The following is a 22,537-nucleotide window of genomic DNA, read 5'->3' on the forward strand; positions in this document are numbered from 1 at the left end:
TTATACTCCTTGCGGGCGTCGCAGATCGAGTGTCAGCGGAAATTCCGGCGACACGCTTTCCGGCCAGACCGTGTACTGGCCGCCCGTATGTCCCCACGGTTCGAAACGCGCCAGGCGACGCGCTTCCGCCTCGTTTCCATTGACGGGAAAGGTGTCATAGTTGCGCCCGCCCGGATGGGCAACATGATAGATGCAGCCGCCAATCGACCTGTTCGACCACGTATCATAAATGTCGAATGTTAAGGGCGAGTTGACCGGCAGCACCGGATGCAGTCCGGACGCCGGCTGCCACGCCTTGAAGCGTACGCCCGCGACCGAGACGCCTGAGGTTTCCGTCTGCTTCAGCGGCACGGAGCGACCATTGCAGGACACGGTGTAGCGAGCGGGATTGGCGGTTTCGAGACGCACCTGAAGGCGCTCGACGGAAGAATCCACGTAGCGGACCGTACCGCCGATCGCACCCTGTTCGCCCATCACATGCCATGGCTCCAGCGCCTGGCGCAGTTCGAGCTTGGAGCCCTCATATTCCACCTCGCCGAAAAACGGGAAACGGAATTCCAGCTGTGCGGCAAACCATTCGGGTTTGAGGTCGAAGCCATGTTCGCGAAGATCGGCCAGAACATCGAGGAAATCGCTCCAGACGTAATGCGGCAGCATGAAGCGATCGGCAAGGGCGGTGCCCCAGCGCACGAAGCTGCCACCGATTGGGTTCTTCCAGAAACGGGCAATCAGAGCGCGCACCAGCAATTGCTGGGCCAGCGACATGCGCGCATTTGGCGGCATTTCGAAGCCACGGAACTCGACCAGCCCAAGACGACCCGTCGGGCCATCCGGCGAAAACAGCTTGTCGATGCAGATTTCCGAGCGATGGGTGTTGCCGGTGACATCAACGAGCAGATTGCGGAACAGGCGGTCGACCAGCCAGGGGAGCGGGGGAACGCCTTCACCTGGAGCCGGGACCTGCGCCATTGCGATTTCCAGCTCGTACATGCTGTCGTGGCGCGCCTCATCGATGCGCGGCGCCTGGCTGGTAGGGCCGATGAAAAGGCCGGAGAAGAGATAGGAGAGCGAGGGGTGGCGCTGCCAGTGCAGCACGAGGCTCTTCAAAAGATCAGGGCGGCGCAGGAAGGGGCTGTCATTGGGGTTCGCGCCGCCGACAACGACATGGTTGCCACCGCCGGTACCGGTGTGGCGACCGTCGATCATGAACTTGTCGGCGCCGAGCCTCGACTGGCGGGCGTCCTCGTAAATGGCGGTGGTGATATCGACGCAGTCCTTCCAGCTTGCCGCCGGATGGATATTGACCTCGATGACGCCCGGATCTGGGGCGACGCGGATGACATTCATGCGCTCGTCATGCGGTGGCGCATAGCCTTCGATATGGACGGGCAGGCCGAGATCGGTGGCGGCGGCTTCGGCGGATGCGATGAGATCGAGATAATCCTCGATGCGCTCGACCGGCGGCATGAAGACGCAAAGGCGTCCATCGCGGGCTTCGACGGAAAGGGCGGTGCGCACCGTTCCGGCTATATCGCTGATGACCTGTTCGTTGCGGCCAAGGTTTGGCGCATCGCCCGCCTGGAAGGAGGCTTCCGGCATGCTACGCGCCGAAGGCGGCACGGCATCGGGCAGCGGGCCACGGGGAATGGAAGGGTCTGCCTCGTGAATATAGGGGAACTGCGATGGCGGGATGTAGGGGAGCGTTCCAAGCGGCAGGCGGTAGCCGACAGCGCTATCGCCAGGTACGAGGAAGATCTTGCCGCGGCGTGTCTTCCACCGCTCGCTGACCCAGCGCTTGTGGCCGGAGCTTTGCGCGTTCCAGGCCTGAACGGGCAGAATATAGCCGGTCGGTTCCGTCAGGCCGCGTTCGAAGACGCGGGCGATACGGTTGCGCTCTTCCGGGTCCTTGAGCTTGGAGTTCGACGGATCGACATTGTCGGGGAGATTGGCTTCCTTGATCAGCCATTCCGCCGGGTCCTCATAGGCCGGAAGCACCAGATCGGGCTCGATTCCCAGATGGCCGGCAATCGAGGTGAGGAGCCGTTCGGCATCGACGGCGCTGACGCCTGTATCCTTGCCCTCCTCAGCCACGAGATCGGCATTGCGCCAGACGGGGTTGCCATCTTTGCGCCAATAGAGCGAAAAGGTCCAGCGCGGCAGGCTTTCGCCCGGATACCACTTGCCCTGGCCGTAATGCAGGAAGCCATTGGGGGCAAAGCGCTCGCGCAGCTTGCGGATCAGGATGTCGGCCTTCTGCCGCTTGGTGGGGCCGACAGCGCCGGTGTTCCATTCTTCCGATTCGAAATCATCGATGGAGACGAAGGTCGGCTCGCCGCCCATGGTAAGGCGCACGTCCTGCGCGGTCAGCACCCGGTCCACGGTCTCGCCCAGCGCGTTCAGTTCTTCCCAGCTTTCATCCGAAAACGGCTTGGTGATGCGCGGATGTTCTGCCACCCGCGTGACCTTCATGTCAAAGTCGAATGCGGTATTGGCCTCACCGAAATAGCCACCGGAGATGGGAGCGGCATTGCGATAATGGGGGGTGGCCGACAGCGGAATATGGCTTTCGCCGGTGAGAAGCCCGGATGTCGGATCAAGCCCGACCCAGCCAGCGCCCGGCAGATAAACTTCCGCCCATGCGTGCAGATCGGTGAAATCCACTTCCGTACCCGATGGTCCGTCAAGCGCCTTCAGATCCGGTGCCAGCTGGATGAGATAGCCCGACACGAAGCGGGCGGCGAGACCCAAGCGGCGCAGCACCTGCACCAGAAGCCAGCTGGTATCGCGGCAAGAGCCCTTGCCAGACAGAAGCGTTTCTTCCGGTGTCTGGACGCCTGGCTCCATGCGGATGACGTAACCGATCTCCTGCTGGAGCCTTGCATTGATGCCGACGACCATATCGACGGTCGTCTGGCCGGGGGTCTTGTCGATGGTCGCCATCAGCGCATCGAACAGTGGGCCTGTCTCTTCCGGCTTGCGGTAGATCGACAGGTCGTCCTTCAACGTCTCGGGATAATCGAAGGGCCATTTGGTAGCGCTTTCCTCGACGAAGAAATCGAAAGGATTGTAGACCGTCATATCCGCGACGAGATCGACCTCGATCTTGAACTCGGTGACCGGATCGGGGAAGACGAACCGAGCCTGGAAGTTGCCGTAAGGATCCTGCTGCAGATTGACGAAGTGATTGGAGGGCGTGACCTTCAGCGAGTGGCTGATGACCTTCGTGCGCGAATGCGGCGCGGGCTTCAGCCGGATGATCTGCGGTCCCAGCCGAACCGGGCGGTCGTATTTGTAATGCGTCAGGTGATAGATGCTGGCCTTGATCGACATGAGGGCGAGGTCCCGATTATGATACTGAAATGGCGTGGCCGGTTTGGCGGGTGACTTCGTTAAAAAGCCTCGGCGATACTGACCGTATCGTCTGCGTGTTTCGCCCAGTCCCACATCCAGATCGTCTCACGCCATTTCAAAACTATCATCGCGTTCTCGCCCTTCGCCTTTATTTACCGGCATTTGCGGATTGTTCCGCCCCCCTCTGTTGCATCGACTTTGTGCAATGCACGCAAATAATGCAAGGAACATTTCGACCCGGTAGCGCATTCGATGCGGCGGTATTTCAGGCAACACTTCGGGGTTGTGTGGACAAGGGCGGGCGGAGTGATATTGCTGTCATCCGAGAGGTCGACAGTTGATTGCTGTAAGCTGTTGTGATTCGACGATTTCAGAAAGTGGCGGTCCATTGACAGTGCAGGGAAATTCTCCGGAAGAGAAAGCCGCTTATGCGCTTTTCGATCTCAATTTCCGCTCGCAATTGCGCATGATGGGCAATGCGTTCTGGGGCTCTCCCGTGCGAGGACGGCTTATCCTGCTGGCCTGCGGATTGCTGACCATCATCCTCGTGACCGCCTATGGGCAGGTGAAGCTGAACGAGTGGAATGCGCCCTTCTACAACGCGCTGGAGCGGCGCGATATCAACGCCTTCATCCACCAGCTGGAAGTGTTCGCCATCATTGCCGGTTGCCTGCTGCTGCTCAACGTGTTCCAGACCTGGTTGAACCAGATGACGGCGCTGAACATGCGCGAGGGCTTGGCGAAAGACATGGTGGATCAGTGGCTGAAGCCCGGCCGCGCCGCCAAGCTTGCAAGCTTCGGCACCATTGCCATCAACCCCGATCAGCGCCTGCATGACGATGTGCGCAACCTGGCCGAAAGCAGCACGGCACTTGCCATCGGTCTCGTCAACGCCACCATCATCCTCGTCAGCTTCATTGGCGTTCTCTGGGGGCTTTCCGCTGGCTTTGCGCTGGAAATCGGCGGAAAGATGGTGGCGATACCGGGTTATATGGTCTGGGCGGCGCTGCTTTATGCGGGCTCTGCCTCGCTGCTTTCCAACCTTGTCGGCTACCGGCTGGTGCCACTGAATGCCGAGCGCTACTCGAAGGAAGCCGAGCTTCGCTTCTCCTTGATGCGCGCCAGCGAAAACCTTACCGCCATCACGCTCTCGCGCGGTGAAAAGAACGAGCGTCACCGCATTCGCGGCGATATCGATGCGGTGCTGGGCGTGATCCGTGGGCTTGCCATGGCGCTCACGCATCTGACCTGGGTGTCTGCCGGTTATGGCTGGCTTGCCATCGTCGCGCCGATCCTGATTGCCGCGCCCGTCTATTTTTCCGGCAACCTCACCTTCGGTGGGCTGATGATGGCGGTGGGCGCCTTCAACCAGGTGAATGTGGCGCTGCGCTGGTATATCGACAATTTCGGCCCGATCGCCAGCTGGAAGGCGACGCTGCAGCGCGTTTCGATCTTCCGTCACGCGCTGATCCAGATGGACAGTGTGGAGCGCCATGGCAATGCCATCGAGGTGGAGCGCGTGGCCACCGATATCGTGCGGCTTTCGGCCATCGAGATCATTCCCGATGCCGGAGGGCAGGATGGACGGCGCACCTTCCGCCTGCGCGAAGACCCGGTGGAAATTGCGGTTGGCGACCGGGTGATGATCAATGGCGACCAGGGCGTGAACCGGCGGCTATTCTTTGCCGCGATTGCCGGGCTATGGCCCTGGGGGCGCGGCAAGATCACCGTACCGCCGCGCGAAGAGATACTGTTTATTGCCCAGCACGGCTACATGCCGGCGGCACCCTTGCGCGAGATCCTGTCCTATCCGCGTGCGCCGCAGAAATTCAAGGAAGACGAGTTTCTGGCCGCCATGGAAGCCTGTGGCCTTGGCCACATCATTCCGAAGATGAACGACGCGATCCGCTGGGACCAGAAGTTCGATTCCGACGAGCAAGCCTGTGTCCGGGTGGCCAATGCATTGCTGTTGAAGCCGCGCTGGCTGTTCATCGACGATCTTCTGGAAGGTTTGGAGAAGCACACGATCGACCGGCTGGTGGCGGTTCTGAATGGCATGCGCGACACGGCGGTCGTCTATATCGGGCGATCGGAAGCCTTTATGGAAACGATGTCGCCGCGAACGCTCCATCTGGATCTGGAGCAGCAGCTGTAAAGACGGGCTCGACCCATTGTCCGAACCCGCTGTCTGAGCGCTTTCTTGCTGTCAATACTCGCGTCAAGACCGCGCGAGGCGAATAGTCCGGGCCTCTTCGATGATGATCGGCGCGCGGTTTTCGGCCTGCGCTTTCGCCGTCATGTCGGTTTCGAAATGCAGCATGAAAGGTGCCGTGACCGCAATCGATACGAGGGTAAGCAAGGCAGCCACGATCACGCGGTCATAATGCCTTTGCTTGATGTCATTCCCACTCCAGTCATATGCCATTTTTAGAGCCCCGCCCTGCATCTGGAAGTATGTGAACACACGCTAATTCATTAATAGATTGACCCACTATAGTTAATGAAGCGTTACCGAAACTTGTGCGCCCCAGTATTAATGCGATTCGGCGGAATGTGACATGCGGCTCTATTTCGATGTGCGCATAGCAACATCCGCAAACGAGGCTTGTTATTGGCGCGGATCGATTTCAACATGCGGTGTTGTTGAGGCGTGCCAAGGCCGGCATGCCGGAAACGAAAACCAGCCACGACGAAATGGCTCTTTTCGGGGGGCGGGCGAATAGGGTATCGCGGCACTGGGAGGTGCGCGATCAAGAGGTTTAAGCTCATGGATACCCAACCCCCTACCGATATGGAACTGACACTGCGGACGCTTGCCATGCCGGCCGACGCCAATCCCGCAGGGGATATTTTTGGCGGCTGGGTGATGTCGCAGATGGACCTTGCCGCATTCGTTCGCGCCAATGACGCTGCAGGCGGGCGCACCGTGACCGTTGCCGTCAACGAGATCATCTTCAAGAAGCCGGTCAAGATCGGCGATACGCTGTGTGTCTACACCCGTATCGAAAAGATCGGCCGCACATCGATCACGCTGAAGATCGAGGCCTGGACGCGCCGCCACTCGCAGCAATCCCGCGACAAGGTGACGGAAGCGATCTTCATCATGGTGGCGGTGGACGAGGCGGGCAACCCGAGGCCGGTGAAGGGGTGAGGGTTTTGCCTTCGATGTGCTTGGCTGCGTGTGTTGGCGATGTCGGTCAGTGGTTGGGGCGTCCTGATTACGCCCGCGACTGGATGTCCTGCTGCACATGGTTCAGCGTATTGTAGAGGCCGGTGCCGTGGCGCAGGCGTCGGTGTCGAGCGATCTCGTCGCGTGCCTCTTCTTCCCTGCGGTCTTCCTCTCGCTCGGTGAAGGAGCGGAGATCGAAATCCTCGGCGATGGACATGCCCTTCTTGGCCTTGAAGTCGTAAAGATCGACGCCAATTACCGTGCAGTTTTCGGAGGTCGTTTCATCGATGAGCGCCTGGATTTCTTGCGCCTTGTAAAGGCGCACCGGCATTTCCAGAAGAACCGTATCGCCATCGCGCCAGCGGGTGGCAATGAGCAGCATCTCGTCTTTTCCGATGATGTAGCCAGGTGCGGTCATGGGAGAACCTCCTCGTCATCGCTGTCTCGCTGGAGGATTCACTGCTCGATCCCCGAGTCGTCTTACCCCCTGATGAGCGAGCAACATCTACTATAATACTAGTAGTTCTGTCAACAAGAAAACTAGTAGTTATGAGAACAAAGAGGGAATCGCGGTGGTGCGCAGGGCCTTGCGTGGCAGCCGCCGTCAGGCAGGGGTGGTCCAGGATCGGGAGGGCTGTCCTCCCAAATGCTTTACATGTTGATGATCGAGCGGCGGACGCGGCCGACGATGATGGGATCGTTGTCCGGGAAGATCGGCTCATGCTGCGGGTTGGTCGAAACCGGCTCGAAGCGCATGGGGCCTGAGCGGTAGCGCTTATATGTGGCGTTGCCTTCCACGTCTGAAATGACATAGCAGCCATTGGGCACGAGGTTGCGGTCGCTGCGATCGACGAAGATGACGGAATCGGGCGGGGATATCCGATCCATGGAATCTCCTATGACTTTCAAGGCGATCCAGTCTCCGGATGCCGGCAAATCCGCCACGCGGATGAGGCCAAGCGCTTCATCGGCAATGTCATCGCGGATCATGGCGCCGGCGCTGACCCAGGCGAGATAGGGCACGCTTAACGTGGGAATGCCCTCCGCATCCGGCGTGTAGGATGGGTCGAGCTCATGGACGCCGACGCCGAGCGCCTGGGCGAGAGCAGGAAGCTCTGTGGTCTTTTCGGTCAAGCCGGTCTCGAGCTGCGAGATGAGCTGCTGGCTGACGCCAGACAGTTCCGCAACTTTCGCCTGCGAAAGATTTTTGATCTTCCTGATCGACTTCAGATTTTCGCCAATAATTCCCATGGCTTAGTTATTACCAGAACGCTTGTGGAAAAGCACACAAGGAAACTAGTTGACGGGCGCCCGGATTTTTACTAGTTTTCTTGTATGAACAGATTTCGTCATCACATCAACCATGCCGCCGAGGCATGTGGCTTTCAAGCCGGGCTTGCTGCGGCAAGCAGCTGTGACAAGCCGTTGCTTTTGCCGCCGCTGCCCGACGCCGGGCACGTCTGCGTGACGCCAGCGGTTGCGGGTGAGGCGGTGTCTGCTTTGCGAATGGCGGGGGATGGGTTTGTCCCTCGTCTGGACCTGCGCCCCGATGTCTTTGGTGAGCGGCACGCGCTGAGGCGAAAGGCGGAAGCGTCTTTTGCCGGGCCGTCTGCTCTCAGGCATCGGGGCGGGGCGAAGGCGGGGCTTTCCCTTGAAGGAGGATTTGCGCGCATGAGTTCCGTTCGTATCGAAGCATCCACGCAGGCGCGCCGCGCCGCGTTTCAGCAGAGTTACATCGGCTGCCGCGAATGCCGGCGTCCGCTTTCCATCGAACACCAGATCGAGCGGTTCTGCGACGCTTGCGGAGCGGTGACGCCGGTCGAAATACGGGAAGGGAAAGAGCATGAGTGACGTTCTGGAAAAGCCCGGTCTGGGCGTGGCGCGCTGGAAGGCGGTGGCCGAGTATCGAAGCGACGCAGGTGTCGTCGATGTCGAATACGCCATCGAGGAACTGGACGAGCTGCGTGACCTGATCGAGCGCGGGCCGGTTTGGAACACGTTGATCAGGATCACGGTGACCTTTGCCCGACCGGTTTGCGCGCTGCTGACAATCGAAGAGGCGGCGCGGCTATGACGACACGCAGCACTGCGCATCCTGCAGCGACGCATGACGATGGAGATGTGCGCATCGACATCGAGGCCTTGGAGGCCGAGCTTCTTTGCGAGGTGGAGCGCATCAACCGGGAACGGCTGGCGGCGTGAAGGCCGGAGTGTTTGCCGCATGACTGCATATCAGGTTTCGGCGGTTCTGCCGCCGCATCACAGGTTTTGATCGCTTCTCCTCTCCGGCGATCAAAAGCGGGCTGACGGCTTGTCCTCCCCGGGCCGTCAGCCCAACCCCTTCCTACCTCGAAGCCTTTGCCGTCCCAAGTGGACGGTTGGATGTGCTTGTCGGGAGGCAGACTTTGAGCCGGAGCGCCGAGCTTTCGGCCTGACGCGCCTCGACCGCGCCGTGATGGTGCGGCGGGAGATCACCATTGCCAAGACCAAGCCTGGACGTCTGCGCCACCGGTTCAGACGGCGGGAGACCTTTGCCGCCTTATGGCGAGAAGCGAGATTACGCATGAGCAAGGCACTAACACTTTTCCGCTCCGGCTATGACACCGCCGAGATCGCCTACATTCTGGGGCGCACGGAAGCCGATGTTTACAACGAGCTTGCCCGGCTTCGCGAGGAAAGCCGGGCGGCGAATGTGGCGGTGATCAAGTATCACCCCGGTAAGGACGCCTGGGGCGTGCCTGCGATGCGCGGGGAGAATGCCAATGGCTAACCTGCCTTTCATGCCGTTCTGGACCGATGCCTATCTCGCCGACACGGTGCATCTGACCACCGAGCAGCATGGTGCCTATCTGCTGCTGCTCTTCCAGGCGTGGCGTTCACCCGATTGTTCGCTTGTTGACGACGACGCGTTGCTGGCGCTGCAGGCCAAGGTTTCGCCAGCCAAGTGGCGGGCGATGAAGCCGGTGGTGATGGCGTTCTGGAAGCTCGACAAGCGGCGGAAAAAATGGGTGCAGAAGCGCCTTCGGCTGGAGCGGGAAAAGGCCATGGAGCGCAAGGCGAAAGCCAGGGATAGCGCAGTAACCCGTTGGAAGGCTGAGAAAAACAGCGATGCGAAGGCATTGCGGGCGCAGAGCCGAAGCACTGCTTCCAGAGTCACAGCCATAGAAGAAAAATCTGGCGATTTTTCTAAAGGCGCGGCGGCGCCGAAAAAATCATCCCGCGATGTTTTGATGGAGGCTTTCCAGGATGTTTGACCTCATTGCCCAAGATCAGTTCGACCGCTTGCCGGAGCGGTATCGCGAGCGTGCGCGGCAGATTGCCCTGCGGGTGCAGGAAATCGACCGGCTGCTTGCGCCTGCTGCAGCTGAGACCGTTCGCGATACCGCATTGCGGCTGATTGGCCAGTTTCGACCGCAGCCGGGCATGGACGTGGCGGGTTTTGGCCGGGAGTTTCGCGGCGTCTGCGCCGATCTGCCGGAATGGGCGGTGTGCGAGGCGGCCAATGATTTTATGGCTGGGCGTGTTGCCAACCACACCGGCCAGTTCGTGCCGACCTGTGCCGAGTTCGGCAAGCAGGCGAGAGCCATCATCGCGCCTTTTCACGCCGAACGCTATGCGCTGCGCATCGAAGCCTCGCGACTGTTCGACCGTGCGGCGGATGAGAAGCGCCGGGCGCTGATTGCCATCGAGCGGGCCGATCCGGCGGTGAAGGCGCGGGTGAGGGCGATTGTGGCTGAGGCGCGTGCCGGGGCGCCGGTGAAGCTTTCCCGACCGCATGGCGCGATCAGCGCGCAAGCGCAGGCGGTGCTGGATGCGATGAAGAAGACACAGCAGCACCCTTCGAAGATTTCTCAGACACGTATCGGCAAGGACGCCAGACGATGAACATCTATCCGCAAACGCAACTGAGTTTCACCCTGATCCAGACGAGCCGCGTGGACGGGTTTCTGCGCCTCGTCAGCCCGCTGGAAGCGCGCGCCCGCGACAGCATGGCGGATGCGGCGCGCTTTGTTCTCGAAAAGCACCCGGACGCCACGCTGCAACTGGTGCGCAGCGACGTGCGCGCACGCTGGCTGGTGCGGATCCGCATGGAGATGGTGGTCCATTTTCGCGATGCGCTGGGCAAGACCTACCCACAGATCGCCCGCTTCATGCGCCGCGACCACACCTCCATTCTGCATCTCTACCGCAAGGCGAAGGCGCAAGCGGCGGCGGGTGAAGCCGCGAACTATCCCGCAGAAACGACATCAAACGATCTTTGTGACGCAACATCGGAAGGACGAGCAGCATGACCAGCAAGGCAGAAAAACTGAAGCAGAAGCGCGGACGGCGCAAGGTGATCAATGTGGCGCGTGAGCCCAATGGTCGTATCTCACGATCCGGCCGTGCCCACGCTCCGGCAGACAGCGTGGCGCTGAAGGCGCGGGCAAGCCGCATGGGCATGACCATGGAAGAGGCGAGGGATCCGCGGGCCGCAACCTATATCGGCACGCTGAACATGCTCGGCAAACGCGATGGTCTGAGCGATGACCAGTATGAGGGCGCGGTGCGGTTTCTGGAACTGCGCCAATCCTACATGATGGCAATCAAGGCGCCGGATGGGGAGCGCGACAAAAGCGAGCGCAGCACGCCCTCCCAGACGATCAGCGAGGATTACGAGAAATGGTGCAAGGCGGTGATCGCCCGCTATGACGGATGCCGCAAAACCATCCAGACCGCACAGAACGAGCTACGCCAGAACCTCTGGGCGGCGCTGGATTTCTGCGTGATCAAGGGCGAGCGGCAGCACCATATGCTGGGGGATCTGCGCGTGGTGTGCAATGTGCTGGCGCGGTTTTTTGGGGTTTGATTGGGGTGAAAAGTCTTGAAGGCGGCGGCGTTCGCGTCGCCCTCGCCACGCCAATTTTATGGGCTATGCGAGAAGCCCTTACATAGCTTCAAGTGGCTTCCCACGCCGGATGAACAACGATCCGGTGCATAGAAGAGGTTGATTTTCAAAATTGTCGCTTTTTGAAAGACAAACCGGCTTGTCTCGCATGCGTGATACGCAAAAGGATTTGACTATCAATAATCCGGTATTTTGAAAATCAAATGGGTTTGAGTGATACAGATGCACATCAAACCGTGTTGTCTATCAAAAATAACCATTCTTGATAGACAACGGCTCCGTGATCAGGCATTACATCGTAGCTGATACGTCAAGAATCCTGAAACTCGGACATCACAATGGCGCAGCGCCCAGGCTTGGACCTCTCTGAAGCGGTCGAATATCACTATGATCAGTTTCCACCGCGGTCCATCGATGCTGGCAGACTCATTACGACGGTGGCATCCGCATCCGCTGCTCTGGCGCGCTACGATCAAATGCTCAAGAGCATGCATAATAGCGAGATTCTGCTGGCGCCCTTGAGAAATCAAGAAGCCGTTGTGTCTTCCCGTATGGAAGGCACGGTCAGTACGCTCGACGAAGTGTTGCGATATGAAGCCGATCAGGAAGAAAGCGGTGACGAGACGGGTGGCCACTATCGTAATGAAGCGATTGAGGTCTTTTTGTACACTCGCGCCCTGTCAGCCGCCCAGCGCAGTATGGAGCAGGGAGCGCCACTGTCCGGCTTTCTCGTAAAAAGCGCGCATCGCGTTCTTCTTGGTTTCGGTCGCGGCGCGCATCTATCCCCCGGCGAGTATAAGACGGAGCAAAATTATCTCGCCGATCGAATGCGCCGCAAAGTTCATTTCGTGCCAATGCGACCCGAACAACTTCAAGATGGCATGGATCGTCTTTTCGCGTTCATCGACTCGGATGACTGGCAGATTCTCATCAAGACGGCAGTCGCTCATCTGGAGTTCGAGGCCCTGCATCCGTTCAAAGACGGTAATGGCAGAATTGGGCGGATGTTGATCACCCTCATGCTTTGGAAAGCCGGAGCGATCTCCGCGCCGCACTTCTATATCAGTAGCTATTTTGAAGATCGCCGCGATGAATATATCGATCTTATGCGTGACGTGTCCAAGTCGGGGGCTTGGACCGAGTGGATCATTTTCTTTCTCGAAGCCTTGGAAGCCCAGGCGCAAAAAAACCTGGCAACAGCCGAACGGATTCGCGACCTTTACGAAGAGCTGAAAAAAGAGTTTCCGCAACTCCTGACATCGCAGTGGAGCACAGCGGCTCTGGACTTCCTTTTTTCGCGTCCAGTTTTCAGGAATAACGTTTTCACCAAAAAATCTGGAATTCCTGGACCCTCCGCTCACCGGTTCACGCGCATCTTGTCCGAACGCGGGCTGATACGGACTCTTGAGCCTGCTGCCGGTCGACGGCCAGCGCTCTATAGTTTTGAGCCGCTTTTGCAGATCGTTCGTGACTAATGGTCTGCTTTTGACCTTTGCTACCGCTTGCAGAGGCCGTGAAAGCAAAGGTCAAAATCTGAGGAGATAGGTGCTCATGTTGATTGTCTCCTTCTCGTCAATTCCGCCGCGAAATCTCCGGCTCTCATCACCGATATGCCGAACGCCTTGTCGGCAGGATGCTCGAAATGCCTGCCGCTACTGACGATGAATGTCGCACCAGCCGTCAAAGCGGGTTCTCTATACAAATCGTCCTTTGGATCAGTGGATTTTAAAATATATTTTTCAGAGCTTTAGAAGATTTTTGAGTTTTGAGGATTTTAGCGTTTGACTTTTCTTCCCGAAATAGCGATAAATGACATGTCTTCATATTCGAAGAATTGTATTTGGGAGCGGCCTTCGGGTCGCTTTTTGCGTTTCGGGGCCACTTGTATCGATGGGCGGCTTTTGCCTCGAAGCCTCTTTCCTCCCGCCTTCGTTTCCGATCTTTCTTTTTAGCCAGTTGGCTCAGCGTTGCCAGTGTGTCGCTCAGGTTGCTTCTACGGCACGGCCTGAGATCCAAGCCTTGATGCACGACGCAGTGGACCGCTGGCACGGAATGACCTCCTATGAACACACCACGGCCATTAAATCCGCGGCAGTGCCTTTTCGTTGAGGAGTATCTGCTCGATCTGAACGCCGCCCACGCTGCAATCCGGGCGGGGTATAGCCGTTCGTTTTCCGACAAAGGAGCTTGGAAGCTATTGCAGAATGCCGAGATCAGGGCTGCGATCGACAAGGCGAAGCTCGAGCGCTCGAAGCGCACGCAGATCCATGCGGATTGGTTGCTGTCGCGGCTGGCCGAAGAGGCGCTGGCTGATATTGCCGATCTTTATAATGAGAATGGCGGGCTGAAGCCGGTCGATCAGTGGCCGTTGATCTGGCGGCAGGGGCTGGTGGCGGCGGTTGAGGTCAAGGAATTGTTCGAAGGGCGCGGCGAGAGCCGTGAGGCGATCGGGCGGGTGTCTCAGGTGAAGCTCAGTGACCGGATCAAGCGGCTGGAGCTGATCGGCAAGCATATCGATGTGCAGGCGTTTCGGGAGAAGGTCGAGGTTGAGGTTAGCGGGTCGCTGGCCGAGCGGTTGGCGCGGGCCAAGGCGCGCGCTTTGGAGTGACGGTTTTATTGCCGGGTTTTCCCGTTGGTTGCCAGAGCTCCTACCCTACTCCACTGTCATTCGTGGAGAATCCATTTTGCAGTACGCCGCCTCTTCAGGCTTCGCGACCAATCAAATCCTACGAGGTTAACTAGTGTGGAAAATACAGCCTATAGACAATGTGCGGATAGTACATCGAACGCTCGAATTTAACCTGAATCTTTTGTTCTGCACTCAAGCCAATAGTATCACCATCCCGGATGTTGGGACGCTCCTCAATCAGATAACCGCCAAGGCAGAAAATGAATTGATGGAGTTCATGAACCGAGCCAGTAAAGTGACGGGCTTCAACATCCATTAAGCCAAACTCTGATAACCCTTTAGTCGAGACAGAAATACCAGTATCCGAGACGGTGCCTGGTGGCTCACGAGCAAAAAAGCATGAAATGAAAAGTGGAGCGCATACATGCTCGTAGCTCGTCAAAGCGGCACCTACGGCTCTCTTTGAAAGCAGAGCACCAGAATACGGGTAGGCTGTTCCAATCGCACTGGGTTCAACTTCAAAGACCGCACCGACGATCCGCTGTAACACTATAGCGCGGTTATACGGACTGTTTCCTCCGGCTACGGAAATTACGAGATGCGCCTGATGCTTGCGGATATCGTCCCATGCATTTGGCCAGAGAACGGCGTTCCTAATTTCTGGATCCGATGAACGGAGTGGGGCTGGCGCCTCCATGTGCATCATGGTGCAGAGAACACCTTCCGTTTTGAACAGATAGGGGAACTTGGCGCCAGTTGATGGTCCGTTTAAAGGAAATTCCATGTCGGTAAAAGTTTTTTGAAGCAGCCCTTCAAGCTTTCCGAGGTCTGAAAGGTCTTTTTCAGCCAGGAAGATGAGTACGGTCATCGCGGAGCTCTTCGTCTCAGAAGTCGCTTCATTTGGCATTCGTCGCAGCCTCGACTTGTTGATCTAGTTAAAGCAGTTGAACTGAGCTTTTTGCCTTATTGTTGTCCGCGCGCCGAAGAAACGCATGCCAAATTAAAATACTTAAATCATCATTCTCGCGATGGTGAGCCTTCTATACCAACGGCGAAAAGACATCACTCAAGACGAGATAATGCAGGCTTTGCCGGGAGATCGTTCATGGGCAATGCCAAGCAGGTGAGCAAGGGCCGTGTGGATGCCGATCTCGATGCGGAGATTATCGAGGCGGCGGCTCGGTTTCAGTATGATCCACAGGCCTGGGCGCGGTTTGCCTGGGATTGGGGTGAGGGCGAGCTTGACGGAATCGCGGGGCCGCGGGATTGGCAGGCGGATATCAATGATGAGATTCGTCAGCATCTGAACAGCGAGAACCGCTACCAGCCTTTGCAGATTGCGGTGGCGAGCGGGCATGGCATTGGGAAATCGGCGCAGATGGGGATGATGGCCAATTGGGCCATGTCGTGTTTTGCCGATTGCAAGATCGTCGTGACCGCCAATACCGAGACGCAGTTGCGCACCAAGACATCGCCGGAAGTGGGCAAGTGGTTCCGCTCCTCGATCACCAGCCACTGGTTCGAGACGCAGGCCATGTCGATCAAGTCGCGCGATCGGGGACACGCGGATTTGTGGCGGCTGGATTTCGTCGCTTGGTCTGCCAACAACACCGAGGCTTTTGCCGGTCTGCACAACAAGGACCGCATCATCGTCTTGATGTTCGACGAGGCGTCGAAGATTACCGACAGTGTCTGGGAAGTGGCCGAAGGCGCGCTGACCGACGAAAACACCATCATCATCTGGATCGTCTTCGGCAACCCGACGCAAAATACCGGGCGGTTTCGCGAGTGTTTCCGCCGTCATCGCCGGCGCTGGATCAGGCGGCAGATCGACAGCCGCACGGTGCCTGGCACCAATAAGAAGAAACTTGCCGAATGGGTCAGTGACTACGGCGAGGACAGCGATTTCGTGAAGGTGCGAGTGCGTGGCATGTTTCCATCGACATCGGCAAAGCAGTTCATCTCCACCGAAGATGTGGATGCTGCCCAGAAGGTGCATCTGCGCAAGGAGCAATATGATTTCGCGCCGAAGATCATCGGCGTCGATCCGGCCTGGACCGGTGACGACGAGCTGGTGATCTATCTGCGCCAGGGGCTCTATGCCCGGCTTTTGATGACGATGCCGAAGAACGACAACGACATTCTGGTGGCAAATCATGTGGCGCGCTTCGAGGATGAATTGCAGGCCGATGCGGTGTTCATCGATCTTGGTCACGGCACCGGCATCTATTCCGCTGGGGTGACGCTGGGGCGCACATGGCAGCTCGTCAGCTTTGCCGAAAAGAGCATCGACCGCGGTTGTCTCAACAAGCGCGCCGAAATGTGGAAGGGCATGCGCGACTGGCTCAAACAGGGCGGCGCGCTCGATGCGCGCGACGACATTCTCTACCACGACCTGATCGGCCCTGAGCTTGTGGCCCGCGTGGATGGCAAGCTGCAGATCGAGAGCAAGGAAGACATGAAGGCGCGAGGGCTTCCTTCGCCTAACCGTGCGGATGCGCTTGGACTGACCTTTGCCCGGCCTGTGGTGCCTAAGGGGCGGGGGGATGAGCGGTATAATCATAGCCGGGAGACCGGGTATGGTGGTGATGGGGATGGGTATAATCCGTTTGGGTGATGGCTGCGCCATCTGATGCGCGGAAGTGTTGCGTCGTTTCCGTGATGTTGTCTGCTTGCCTTGTTTTGGCGAAGGTTCTTCCCTGCCTCATTCCTGTTCCCCGGATCAAGTCCGAGGATGTTACGGGAATCTAGCCGCCGCGCGTCTGCGTGGCGAAAGAGCTTTTCCAGACCAAGGACTTGGTCTGACTGGATCCCTGTGACGAGCACAGGGATGAGGGTCGTTCGGGCGTAGTCCTCTGCAATCCGGAACGTTGCGTCTGTTGCGATGCCGATGGACCTCGGGTCGAGCCCGAGGATGACGCAGGGTGGGGCGCTGCCTAAGTTATTGTTTCCATGAAATTTAAGCCGAACGGCTCGCAGTGCGGGCTGGCTCTGTCTGTCTTCAATTCGAGGTTTTGCGATGTGTGTTTTCAAGTCTCCCAAGGTGGCGAAGCCGGAGGATCCGAAGTTGCCGATTGAGTATGCGGCGCAGCGCGAGCCGGATGCCCAGACGGTGAATGGGGCCGGGCGGAGAACGCGGGATCGGTTGCGGGCGGCGACGTCGACGATGTTGACCGGGGTTCAGGGCGTGGGTGCGCTGGATACGAGCGGCAAGAAAAACCTGTTGGGAGGCTGATATGGCCGATACGATCCGCGAACGGCATGAGCGGCGCCTGAAGGCGTTGCAGAAGGAGCGCAACCCCTATGAGGCGCAGTGGCAGGAGCTGAACGATTTCATCGTTCCCGGTCGCTACCGCAAGGGAGATGCCCGTGACCCGAAGGGGATCAACGGCAACAAGAAGATCATCGACAATTCGCCGAAGCTTGCCCATCGCGTGGCGCAATCGGGCATGCAGGCGGGGCTGACGTCTCCCACGCGGCCCTGGATGCGCTACAGCATTACCGACAAGGACCTGCGCGAGTTCGGCCCTGTGAAAGATTACCTCTATGAGGCGACACGCCGGGCGCGTGAGCGGCTGGCCGTCTCGAATATATATAATTGTCTTCATTCCGGTTATGGCGACGAGCTTCTGTTCGGGCAGTTCTGCCTGATCCTGACGCGCGCCGGGCGGCGCCTGCACGGCATTCTGCCGCCGGTCGGGCAATATTGGCTGGCGCAGAGCCAGTATGGCATGCGGGTCGATACCTGTTATCGCCGCGTGTGGATGACGGTGGAACAGATCGTCGGGCGCTGGGTGGCAAAGCCCAATTCCCGCGATATGGGCTGGTCGAACGTGTCCTCCACCATCAAGAACCTGTGGGACCGGGGCAATTACGACGAGGTGGTAGAGGTGTTCAACGCCATCGAGCCACGTTCCGCCCGCGATCCCGCCCGCCCGACCAAGGCGAACAAGCCCTTCATGTCCAACTATTGGGAAGCGGGCCAGGACCGCGACAAGATGCTGGAGGTGAGCGGCTTCGACCGCAATCCGCTGATTGCGCCGCGCTGGGATGTGGTGGGCGAAGATGTCTATGCCGCCACTTGTCCCGGCATGGATGCGCTGCCGGATGTGAAGATGCTGCAGACGGAGCAGCGCTGGAAGGGCATGGGCATCGAGCACCAGGTGCGCCCACCACTGGTGGCGCCGACGTCGCTTCGCAACAAGCGCAATTCCTCGCTGCCGGGCACCGTGACTTTCGTGGACGAGCAGAGTGTCGGGACTGCGGCCTATCGCCGTGCCTTCGAGGTGAATGTGCCGCTGGGCGATCTGGCCGCCGATATCGATGAGGCGAAGCGCCGGGTGGACCGGGCCTTTTATGCCGATCTCTTCATGGCGATCAGCACGATGGAGGGGGTTCAGCCGCGCAACCAGTTCGAGCTGACGCAGCGCAAGGAAGAGCAGCTTCAGCAGCTGGGACCAACGGTGGAGCGACAGCATCACGAGTTGATCCAGCCCTTGGCGGACTGGGTGTTCTATCAGCTAGACGATGACGACGAGCTGCCGGACGCGCCGCAGGATCTGCAGGGCGAGGAGCTGAATGTCGACAATATCTCGACGCTCTACCAGGCGCAGCTTGCGGTTTCGACTGGCTCTATCGAGCGGATGGTGAGTTTCGTCGGCAATCTTGCGGGTGCGCGTCCGGACGCGGTGGACAAGCTCGATGTCGACCAGGCGATCGACGAATATGGCGATGCGATCGGTGTTGTTTCCACCATCGTGCGTTCCGACGACAAGGTGAAGGCGATCCGCGACGAGCGGTTGCAACAGCAACAGGCGGCGCAGACGACGGAAGCCGCCGCCAAGCTGGCACCAGCACTGAAGGATGGTGCGCAGGCGGCACAGGCGCTTTCCGCCACCGACGATAATGGCGGGCCGGTGGAACTGCTGCGCAAGCTTGGAATTGCCGGATGACAGCCAAAACAATGCAGGAACAGGCGCTCGATCTCGCAACAGAGTTCGTGCTTGCGGAGCCGCGTGCGCGCGAATTTCTCTGGTGGGTGCTGTGCCAGTGCAACGTCTATGGCGCGCCGCATGTGGTGAATGGCGAGACCGGCATTCACATCGGTCGCCGGATCATCGGCGTCACCATCATCGACCAGCTGAACCAGATCAAACCCACCGCCTATGCCGAGATGATGATCGAGGCCCACAGACGCGCGGAAAAGCGCAAGAGGGAAGAGCATGCTGAGACAGTGGATGAATAGCGCCACCTTTGCGCCGGAAGGCCATACCGATTGGGGCGCTGCCCCGGATCATGGCGGCAATGACAATGCCAACGCCAATGACGATGCGCCGCTTCTGAACGGGGCGGCCGAGCCGCTTGTCGCCGGTCAGAAGGGGGCAGGGCGAGAGGGCGGCGAAGGGGAGGGTGGCAATCTGTCTCCCGAACCGGGCGCTGCCGCCGATCTGGTGCCTGAAAATGGTCAATACGACATCAAGCTCGATGGTGGCATCGAACTCGACCGGGCGCTGCTGGACCGCGCCTCTCCGGTGATGAAGGAGCTTGGCCTGACGAATGGCCAGGCGAGCCGTCTGGCCGGCGTGATCGCCGAGCAGCGCAAGCTGGAATATGACGCGCTGAGTGAGCGCCACCAGAAGATCACCTCCGACTGGCAGCAGGAAATCCGCGCCGACCGGGACTTTGGCGGCGATAATCTCGCGACCAGCCTCAACAACGCAAACCGCGTGATTGCGACGTTCGGAGACGATGCTCTCCGCCGCGATCTCGTCGAAATCGGGATTGGCAACCATCCCGGACTTTTCCGGCTATTGGCCCGTGTCGGCAACGCTCTCAGTGATGACAAGCCCGCATCGTCGGAAACCGCAGCAGCCCCTCCGACCTCGCCCGAACAGGCGATGTATGGAGCGACAACATCAACGACACGAGGTTAACACATGGCCACTATCGGCAATTTGTATCCCACCCTTTCCGACCTGAAGAAGCAGGGCTGGGGCGACGACATTTCCACCATCATCGACATGCTGGTGCAGTTTAACGCGATGTATGAAGACGCGCCGATCTTCGAATGCAACATGGGCTCGTCGCATCTGACGACGGTGCGCACCGGCCTTCCCGTGCCCACCTGGCGCAAGCTCTACAAGGGCGTTTTGCCGACCAAGGGCACGACGGCGCAGGTGAAGGACGCGACCGGCATGCTGGAAGACTGGTCGGAAGTCGATGCCAAGCTGGTCGAAATCGCCAAGAACCCGGCGCGCTTCCGGCTCAATGAAGCCAAGGCGCATATTGCGGGCATGGCGAACATGCTGGGCTCCACCGTCTATTATGGCGATATCGACGTTAACCCGGAGCGCTTTACCGGCCTGCATGCCCGCTTCAATTCCAAATCCGCCGCCAATGGCCGCCAGATCGTCGATGCCGGCGGTACGGGCTCGGACAACACCTCCATCTGGTTCGTCACCTGGGGTGAGGATTCCGTTCACCTGCTTTATCCGGAAGGATCGAAGGCCGGTCTGCAGCGCGATGACAAGGGCAAGACCACCAAGGAACTGCCGGACGGCTCTCTCTACGATGTGTACCGCGAGAAATTCCAGCAGGATATCGGCCTCTCCGTGCGCGACTGGCGCGGCGTGGCGCGTATCGCCAATATCGACGTCTCCGATCTGCGCGCCAATCCTACGGCGGGCGGTGCCGATCTCATCAACCTGATGATCGACGGCTATTACGCACTGCAGAACCCGAACCAGCCGAACGGCAAGACGGTGATCTATGCCAGCAAGACGGTGCAGACCTTCCTGCACAAGCAGGCAATGAACCGCACCAATGTGAACCTGACGCTCGACCAGAGCCAGGGCAAGCCGATCGTCTCCTTCCTGGGCGTGCCGATCCGCCGCGACGACAATATTCTCGAAACAGAAGGGCAGATCGTCTGAGGGCGGTCTGAAACAGGTGACACTCCATGATTTTTGACGCACAGAATCTCTTTTCGGAGGCGCAGGCGATCACCGCCTCGACTGTATCCACCAATGTCATCGACTTCGGCGCTTCGGGCAAACCGGTGGGTGCTGCTGCCGCAATCCGCAAGGATCTTGGCCGCGGCAAGAAGGTCGATCTTCGCTTGCAGATGGTGGAGACAGCGCTTGCCGCCGGTGCGGCGACGCTGACCGTCGATCTGCAGACGGACGACAATGAGGCGTTCTCCTCGCCGAAAGTGGCCTGGACCTCCGGCGCGATCCCCAAAGCCTCGCTTGTAGCGGGCTATGTGTTTCCGCTGGAGTTCTTTCCGCGCGGTGCCGACGAGCGCTATGCCCGTCTTGCCTATACGGTTGCGACCGGTCCGCTGACGGCGGGCAAGATCACCGCCGGTGTGGTGGCCGCCTCGGAGGACAATAATTATGACTAAGACCGTGATGGCGACCCGGGCCGGTGTCTACGGGCATTTTCGTGATGAGGGGGCGGTTTTCGAGATCGCCACAGAGGCGCATTTCTCGCCCTTCTGGATGAGCGAGATTTCGCCGGAAGAAGCGCTGGCGCTGCAGGTGGCAGCACGCAAGCGTGCGGAGGATCAGCGCCAGGGGATGGGCACCGCCCATGTCGACAATGCCGAGATCGAGGCTCTTCGGGCCGAGATCGCGCAGAAGAATGCCGAAATCGAGCGGCTGACGCGCAATGTTCCGGGCGTCGCGGTTGAAAAGACCGCTAAAGACGTCGTGAAGATGGCGGGCGATCCGGGCGTCGAGTTCATGACCTTCAAGGCGGCGGCGCGCAAGATTCTGGGCGAAGCGACGCCTTCGACCAAGGCCGAGATTATCGCCGCACTTGAGGACAAGGCGACCCAGGGGTGATCCCTGTCGATCAAGCTTAAGACGTTGAACCCGGCTCAATCCAGAGCCTGGTTTTCTATTTTGGAGAAGCGAATGTCATCCGTTACCAGCATCTGCAACATTGCGCTGTCCAATATCGGCAAGAAGACCATTTCCGACATAGACGAGCCCTCGACCGAGGCGCGCACCTGCAAGCTTCACTATGCGCTGACGCGCGACCGGTTGCTGCAATCCTATGAATGGGAATTTGCCAAGACCATGGTCGATCTGGCGGAGGTGGCCAATCCGCGCCCTGAGCGCTGGCGCCATGCCTATGCGCGGCCGCAGAATTGTCTGAAGCCGTTGCGCATCGTGCCGGCGGTGCTTTTGCCGGATGATGCCGACGATGTGCTCTATCACGCGACTGAAGGGCTGATCTTTTGCGATCAGTCTCCGGCGAAGCTGGAATTCGTGCGGCAATTCGATGACCCGGCGCGCTATCCGCCGCTTTTCGAAGAGGCGTTGAGCTGGGCGCTGTCTGCCAAGATCGCCATTCCGCTGACCTCCGACCAATCCACCCGCAAGGATGCCTACCAGATTGCGGCCTCGTCTTTTGAGGCGGCGAAGGAGGCGGATGCGGATGAAAATCGATCGAGCTGGACCGACAGTTCCACACTGATGACCGCGAGGGGCTGAGA

26 protein-coding genes are annotated in these 22,537 nt (G+C 59.1%); 21 read left to right on the forward strand and 5 right to left on the reverse strand.

Annotation, left to right across the window (positions count from 1 at the left end; translation table 11 throughout):
- Window positions 1-3,330, reverse strand: a complete 3,330-nt coding sequence (locus QZ869_RS01095; RefSeq protein ID WP_296102084.1) for a DUF2126 domain-containing protein — start codon at window positions 3,328-3,330, stop codon at window positions 1-3.
- Window positions 3,331-3,745: 415 nt separating this feature from the next.
- Here QZ869_RS01095 and QZ869_RS01100 point away from each other — a divergent pair, with 415 nt between their 5' ends.
- Window positions 3,746-5,506 (forward strand): ABC transporter ATP-binding protein/permease, encoded by a 1,761-nt coding sequence (locus tag QZ869_RS01100; RefSeq protein ID WP_296102543.1) that lies wholly within the window; start codon window positions 3,746-3,748, stop codon window positions 5,504-5,506.
- Between the two features lie 63 nt (window positions 5,507-5,569).
- Here QZ869_RS01100 and QZ869_RS01105 read toward each other — a convergent pair whose 3' ends face one another.
- The gene (locus tag QZ869_RS01105) at window positions 5,570-5,776 is read right to left on the reverse strand and encodes a hypothetical protein (RefSeq protein ID WP_296014319.1); all 207 of its coding nucleotides are present in this window, start codon (window positions 5,774-5,776) and stop codon (window positions 5,570-5,572) included.
- Window positions 5,777-6,118: 342 nt separating this feature from the next.
- Here QZ869_RS01105 and QZ869_RS01110 point away from each other — a divergent pair, with 342 nt between their 5' ends.
- On the forward strand, window positions 6,119-6,502 hold the full coding sequence (locus QZ869_RS01110; RefSeq protein WP_296014318.1) for an acyl-CoA thioesterase: 384 nt from the start codon (window positions 6,119-6,121) through the stop codon (window positions 6,500-6,502).
- 67 nt (window positions 6,503-6,569) lie between these two features.
- On the opposite strand, the gene QZ869_RS01115 is transcribed toward QZ869_RS01110, so the two are convergent.
- Complete coding sequence (locus QZ869_RS01115) at window positions 6,570-6,938, reverse strand: hypothetical protein (RefSeq protein WP_296014316.1); 369 nt, start codon at window positions 6,936-6,938, stop codon at window positions 6,570-6,572.
- A gap of 233 nt (window positions 6,939-7,171) precedes the next feature.
- Window positions 7,172-7,771: a LexA family transcriptional regulator gene (locus QZ869_RS01120; RefSeq protein ID WP_296014315.1), complete on the reverse strand. Its 600-nt coding sequence runs from the start codon at window positions 7,769-7,771 to the stop codon at window positions 7,172-7,174.
- 420 nt (window positions 7,772-8,191) lie between these two features.
- On the opposite strand from QZ869_RS01120, the gene QZ869_RS01125 reads away from it, so the two are divergent.
- From QZ869_RS01125 to QZ869_RS01170, 10 genes are all read left to right on the forward strand, one after another.
- A complete protein-coding gene (locus tag QZ869_RS01125) occupies window positions 8,192-8,371 on the forward strand; it encodes a hypothetical protein (protein ID WP_296102086.1) in 180 nt (59 codons plus the stop codon).
- Entirely contained in the window at window positions 8,364-8,594 is a 231-nt protein-coding gene (locus tag QZ869_RS01130; protein WP_296102087.1) for a hypothetical protein, read from the forward strand. The genes QZ869_RS01125 and QZ869_RS01130 overlap by 8 nt, the downstream gene beginning before the upstream one ends.
- On the forward strand, window positions 8,591-8,722 hold the full coding sequence (locus QZ869_RS01135; RefSeq protein WP_296014311.1) for a hypothetical protein: 132 nt from the start codon (window positions 8,591-8,593) through the stop codon (window positions 8,720-8,722). The genes QZ869_RS01130 and QZ869_RS01135 overlap by 4 nt, the downstream gene beginning before the upstream one ends.
- A 361-nt stretch (window positions 8,723-9,083) precedes the next feature.
- Window positions 9,084-9,290: a hypothetical protein gene (locus QZ869_RS01140; protein ID WP_296075516.1), complete on the forward strand. Its 207-nt coding sequence runs from the start codon at window positions 9,084-9,086 to the stop codon at window positions 9,288-9,290.
- Window positions 9,291-9,300: 10 nt separating this feature from the next.
- Complete coding sequence (locus QZ869_RS01145; protein ID WP_296102088.1) at window positions 9,301-9,774, forward strand: DUF1376 domain-containing protein; 474 nt, start codon at window positions 9,301-9,303, stop codon at window positions 9,772-9,774.
- Entirely contained in the window at window positions 9,767-10,405 is a 639-nt protein-coding gene (locus QZ869_RS01150) for a hypothetical protein (protein ID WP_296102090.1), read from the forward strand. Before QZ869_RS01145 ends, QZ869_RS01150 begins: the two co-directional genes overlap by 8 nt.
- Window positions 10,402-10,812 carry a hypothetical protein gene (locus QZ869_RS01155; RefSeq protein WP_296102091.1) on the forward strand — a complete coding sequence of 137 codons (411 nt, stop codon included), beginning with the start codon at window positions 10,402-10,404 and terminating at the stop codon, window positions 10,810-10,812. The genes QZ869_RS01150 and QZ869_RS01155 overlap by 4 nt, the downstream gene beginning before the upstream one ends.
- On the forward strand, window positions 10,809-11,369 hold the full coding sequence (locus QZ869_RS01160) for a hypothetical protein (RefSeq protein WP_296102093.1): 561 nt from the start codon (window positions 10,809-10,811) through the stop codon (window positions 11,367-11,369). The genes QZ869_RS01155 and QZ869_RS01160 overlap by 4 nt, the downstream gene beginning before the upstream one ends.
- A gap of 377 nt (window positions 11,370-11,746) precedes the next feature.
- Window positions 11,747-12,883: a Fic/DOC family N-terminal domain-containing protein gene (locus QZ869_RS01165; protein WP_296014301.1), complete on the forward strand. Its 1,137-nt coding sequence runs from the start codon at window positions 11,747-11,749 to the stop codon at window positions 12,881-12,883.
- A 587-nt stretch (window positions 12,884-13,470) separates the two neighbouring features.
- Window positions 13,471-14,016 (forward strand): terminase small subunit, encoded by a 546-nt coding sequence (locus QZ869_RS01170; RefSeq protein ID WP_296014300.1) that lies wholly within the window; start codon window positions 13,471-13,473, stop codon window positions 14,014-14,016.
- Between the two features lie 130 nt (window positions 14,017-14,146).
- Here the strand turns inward: QZ869_RS01170 and QZ869_RS01175 are convergent, their stop codons facing one another.
- On the reverse strand, window positions 14,147-14,905 hold the full coding sequence (locus tag QZ869_RS01175) for a DUF4261 domain-containing protein (protein ID WP_296014297.1): 759 nt from the start codon (window positions 14,903-14,905) through the stop codon (window positions 14,147-14,149).
- A 237-nt stretch (window positions 14,906-15,142) separates the two neighbouring features.
- Here QZ869_RS01175 and QZ869_RS01180 point away from each other — a divergent pair, with 237 nt between their 5' ends.
- The 9 genes from QZ869_RS01180 (at window position 15,143) to QZ869_RS01220 (ending at window position 22,535) form a co-directional block, all read left to right on the forward strand.
- On the forward strand, window positions 15,143-16,654 hold the full coding sequence (locus tag QZ869_RS01180; protein WP_296040208.1) for a terminase: 1,512 nt from the start codon (window positions 15,143-15,145) through the stop codon (window positions 16,652-16,654).
- 402 nt (window positions 16,655-17,056) lie between these two features.
- Window positions 17,057-17,272, forward strand: a complete 216-nt coding sequence (locus tag QZ869_RS01185; protein WP_296086045.1) for a hypothetical protein — start codon at window positions 17,057-17,059, stop codon at window positions 17,270-17,272.
- 1 nt (window position 17,273) lies between these two features.
- Window positions 17,274-18,989: a portal protein gene (locus tag QZ869_RS01190; RefSeq protein WP_296102095.1), complete on the forward strand. Its 1,716-nt coding sequence runs from the start codon at window positions 17,274-17,276 to the stop codon at window positions 18,987-18,989.
- A complete protein-coding gene (locus tag QZ869_RS01195; protein ID WP_062439578.1) occupies window positions 18,986-19,282 on the forward strand; it encodes a hypothetical protein in 297 nt (98 codons plus the stop codon). Before QZ869_RS01190 ends, QZ869_RS01195 begins: the two co-directional genes overlap by 4 nt.
- On the forward strand, window positions 19,260-19,970 hold the full coding sequence (locus QZ869_RS01200) for a hypothetical protein (RefSeq protein ID WP_296102097.1): 711 nt from the start codon (window positions 19,260-19,262) through the stop codon (window positions 19,968-19,970). Before QZ869_RS01195 ends, QZ869_RS01200 begins: the two co-directional genes overlap by 23 nt.
- A gap of 3 nt (window positions 19,971-19,973) precedes the next feature.
- A complete protein-coding gene (locus QZ869_RS01205; protein WP_296102098.1) occupies window positions 19,974-20,969 on the forward strand; it encodes a major capsid protein in 996 nt (331 codons plus the stop codon).
- Between the two features lie 26 nt (window positions 20,970-20,995).
- On the forward strand, window positions 20,996-21,439 hold the full coding sequence (locus tag QZ869_RS01210; protein WP_296078554.1) for a Bbp16 family capsid cement protein: 444 nt from the start codon (window positions 20,996-20,998) through the stop codon (window positions 21,437-21,439).
- Complete coding sequence (locus QZ869_RS01215; protein WP_296102100.1) at window positions 21,432-21,881, forward strand: hypothetical protein; 450 nt, start codon at window positions 21,432-21,434, stop codon at window positions 21,879-21,881. Before QZ869_RS01210 ends, QZ869_RS01215 begins: the two co-directional genes overlap by 8 nt.
- A 72-nt stretch (window positions 21,882-21,953) precedes the next feature.
- Window positions 21,954-22,535, forward strand: a complete 582-nt coding sequence (locus tag QZ869_RS01220) for a hypothetical protein (protein ID WP_112953547.1) — start codon at window positions 21,954-21,956, stop codon at window positions 22,533-22,535.
- Window positions 22,536-22,537: the final 2 nt, after the last annotated feature.

Source organism: uncultured Agrobacterium sp. (assembly GCF_913777885.1).
In the GTDB taxonomy this organism is placed as follows: domain Bacteria; phylum Pseudomonadota; class Alphaproteobacteria; order Rhizobiales; family Rhizobiaceae; genus Agrobacterium.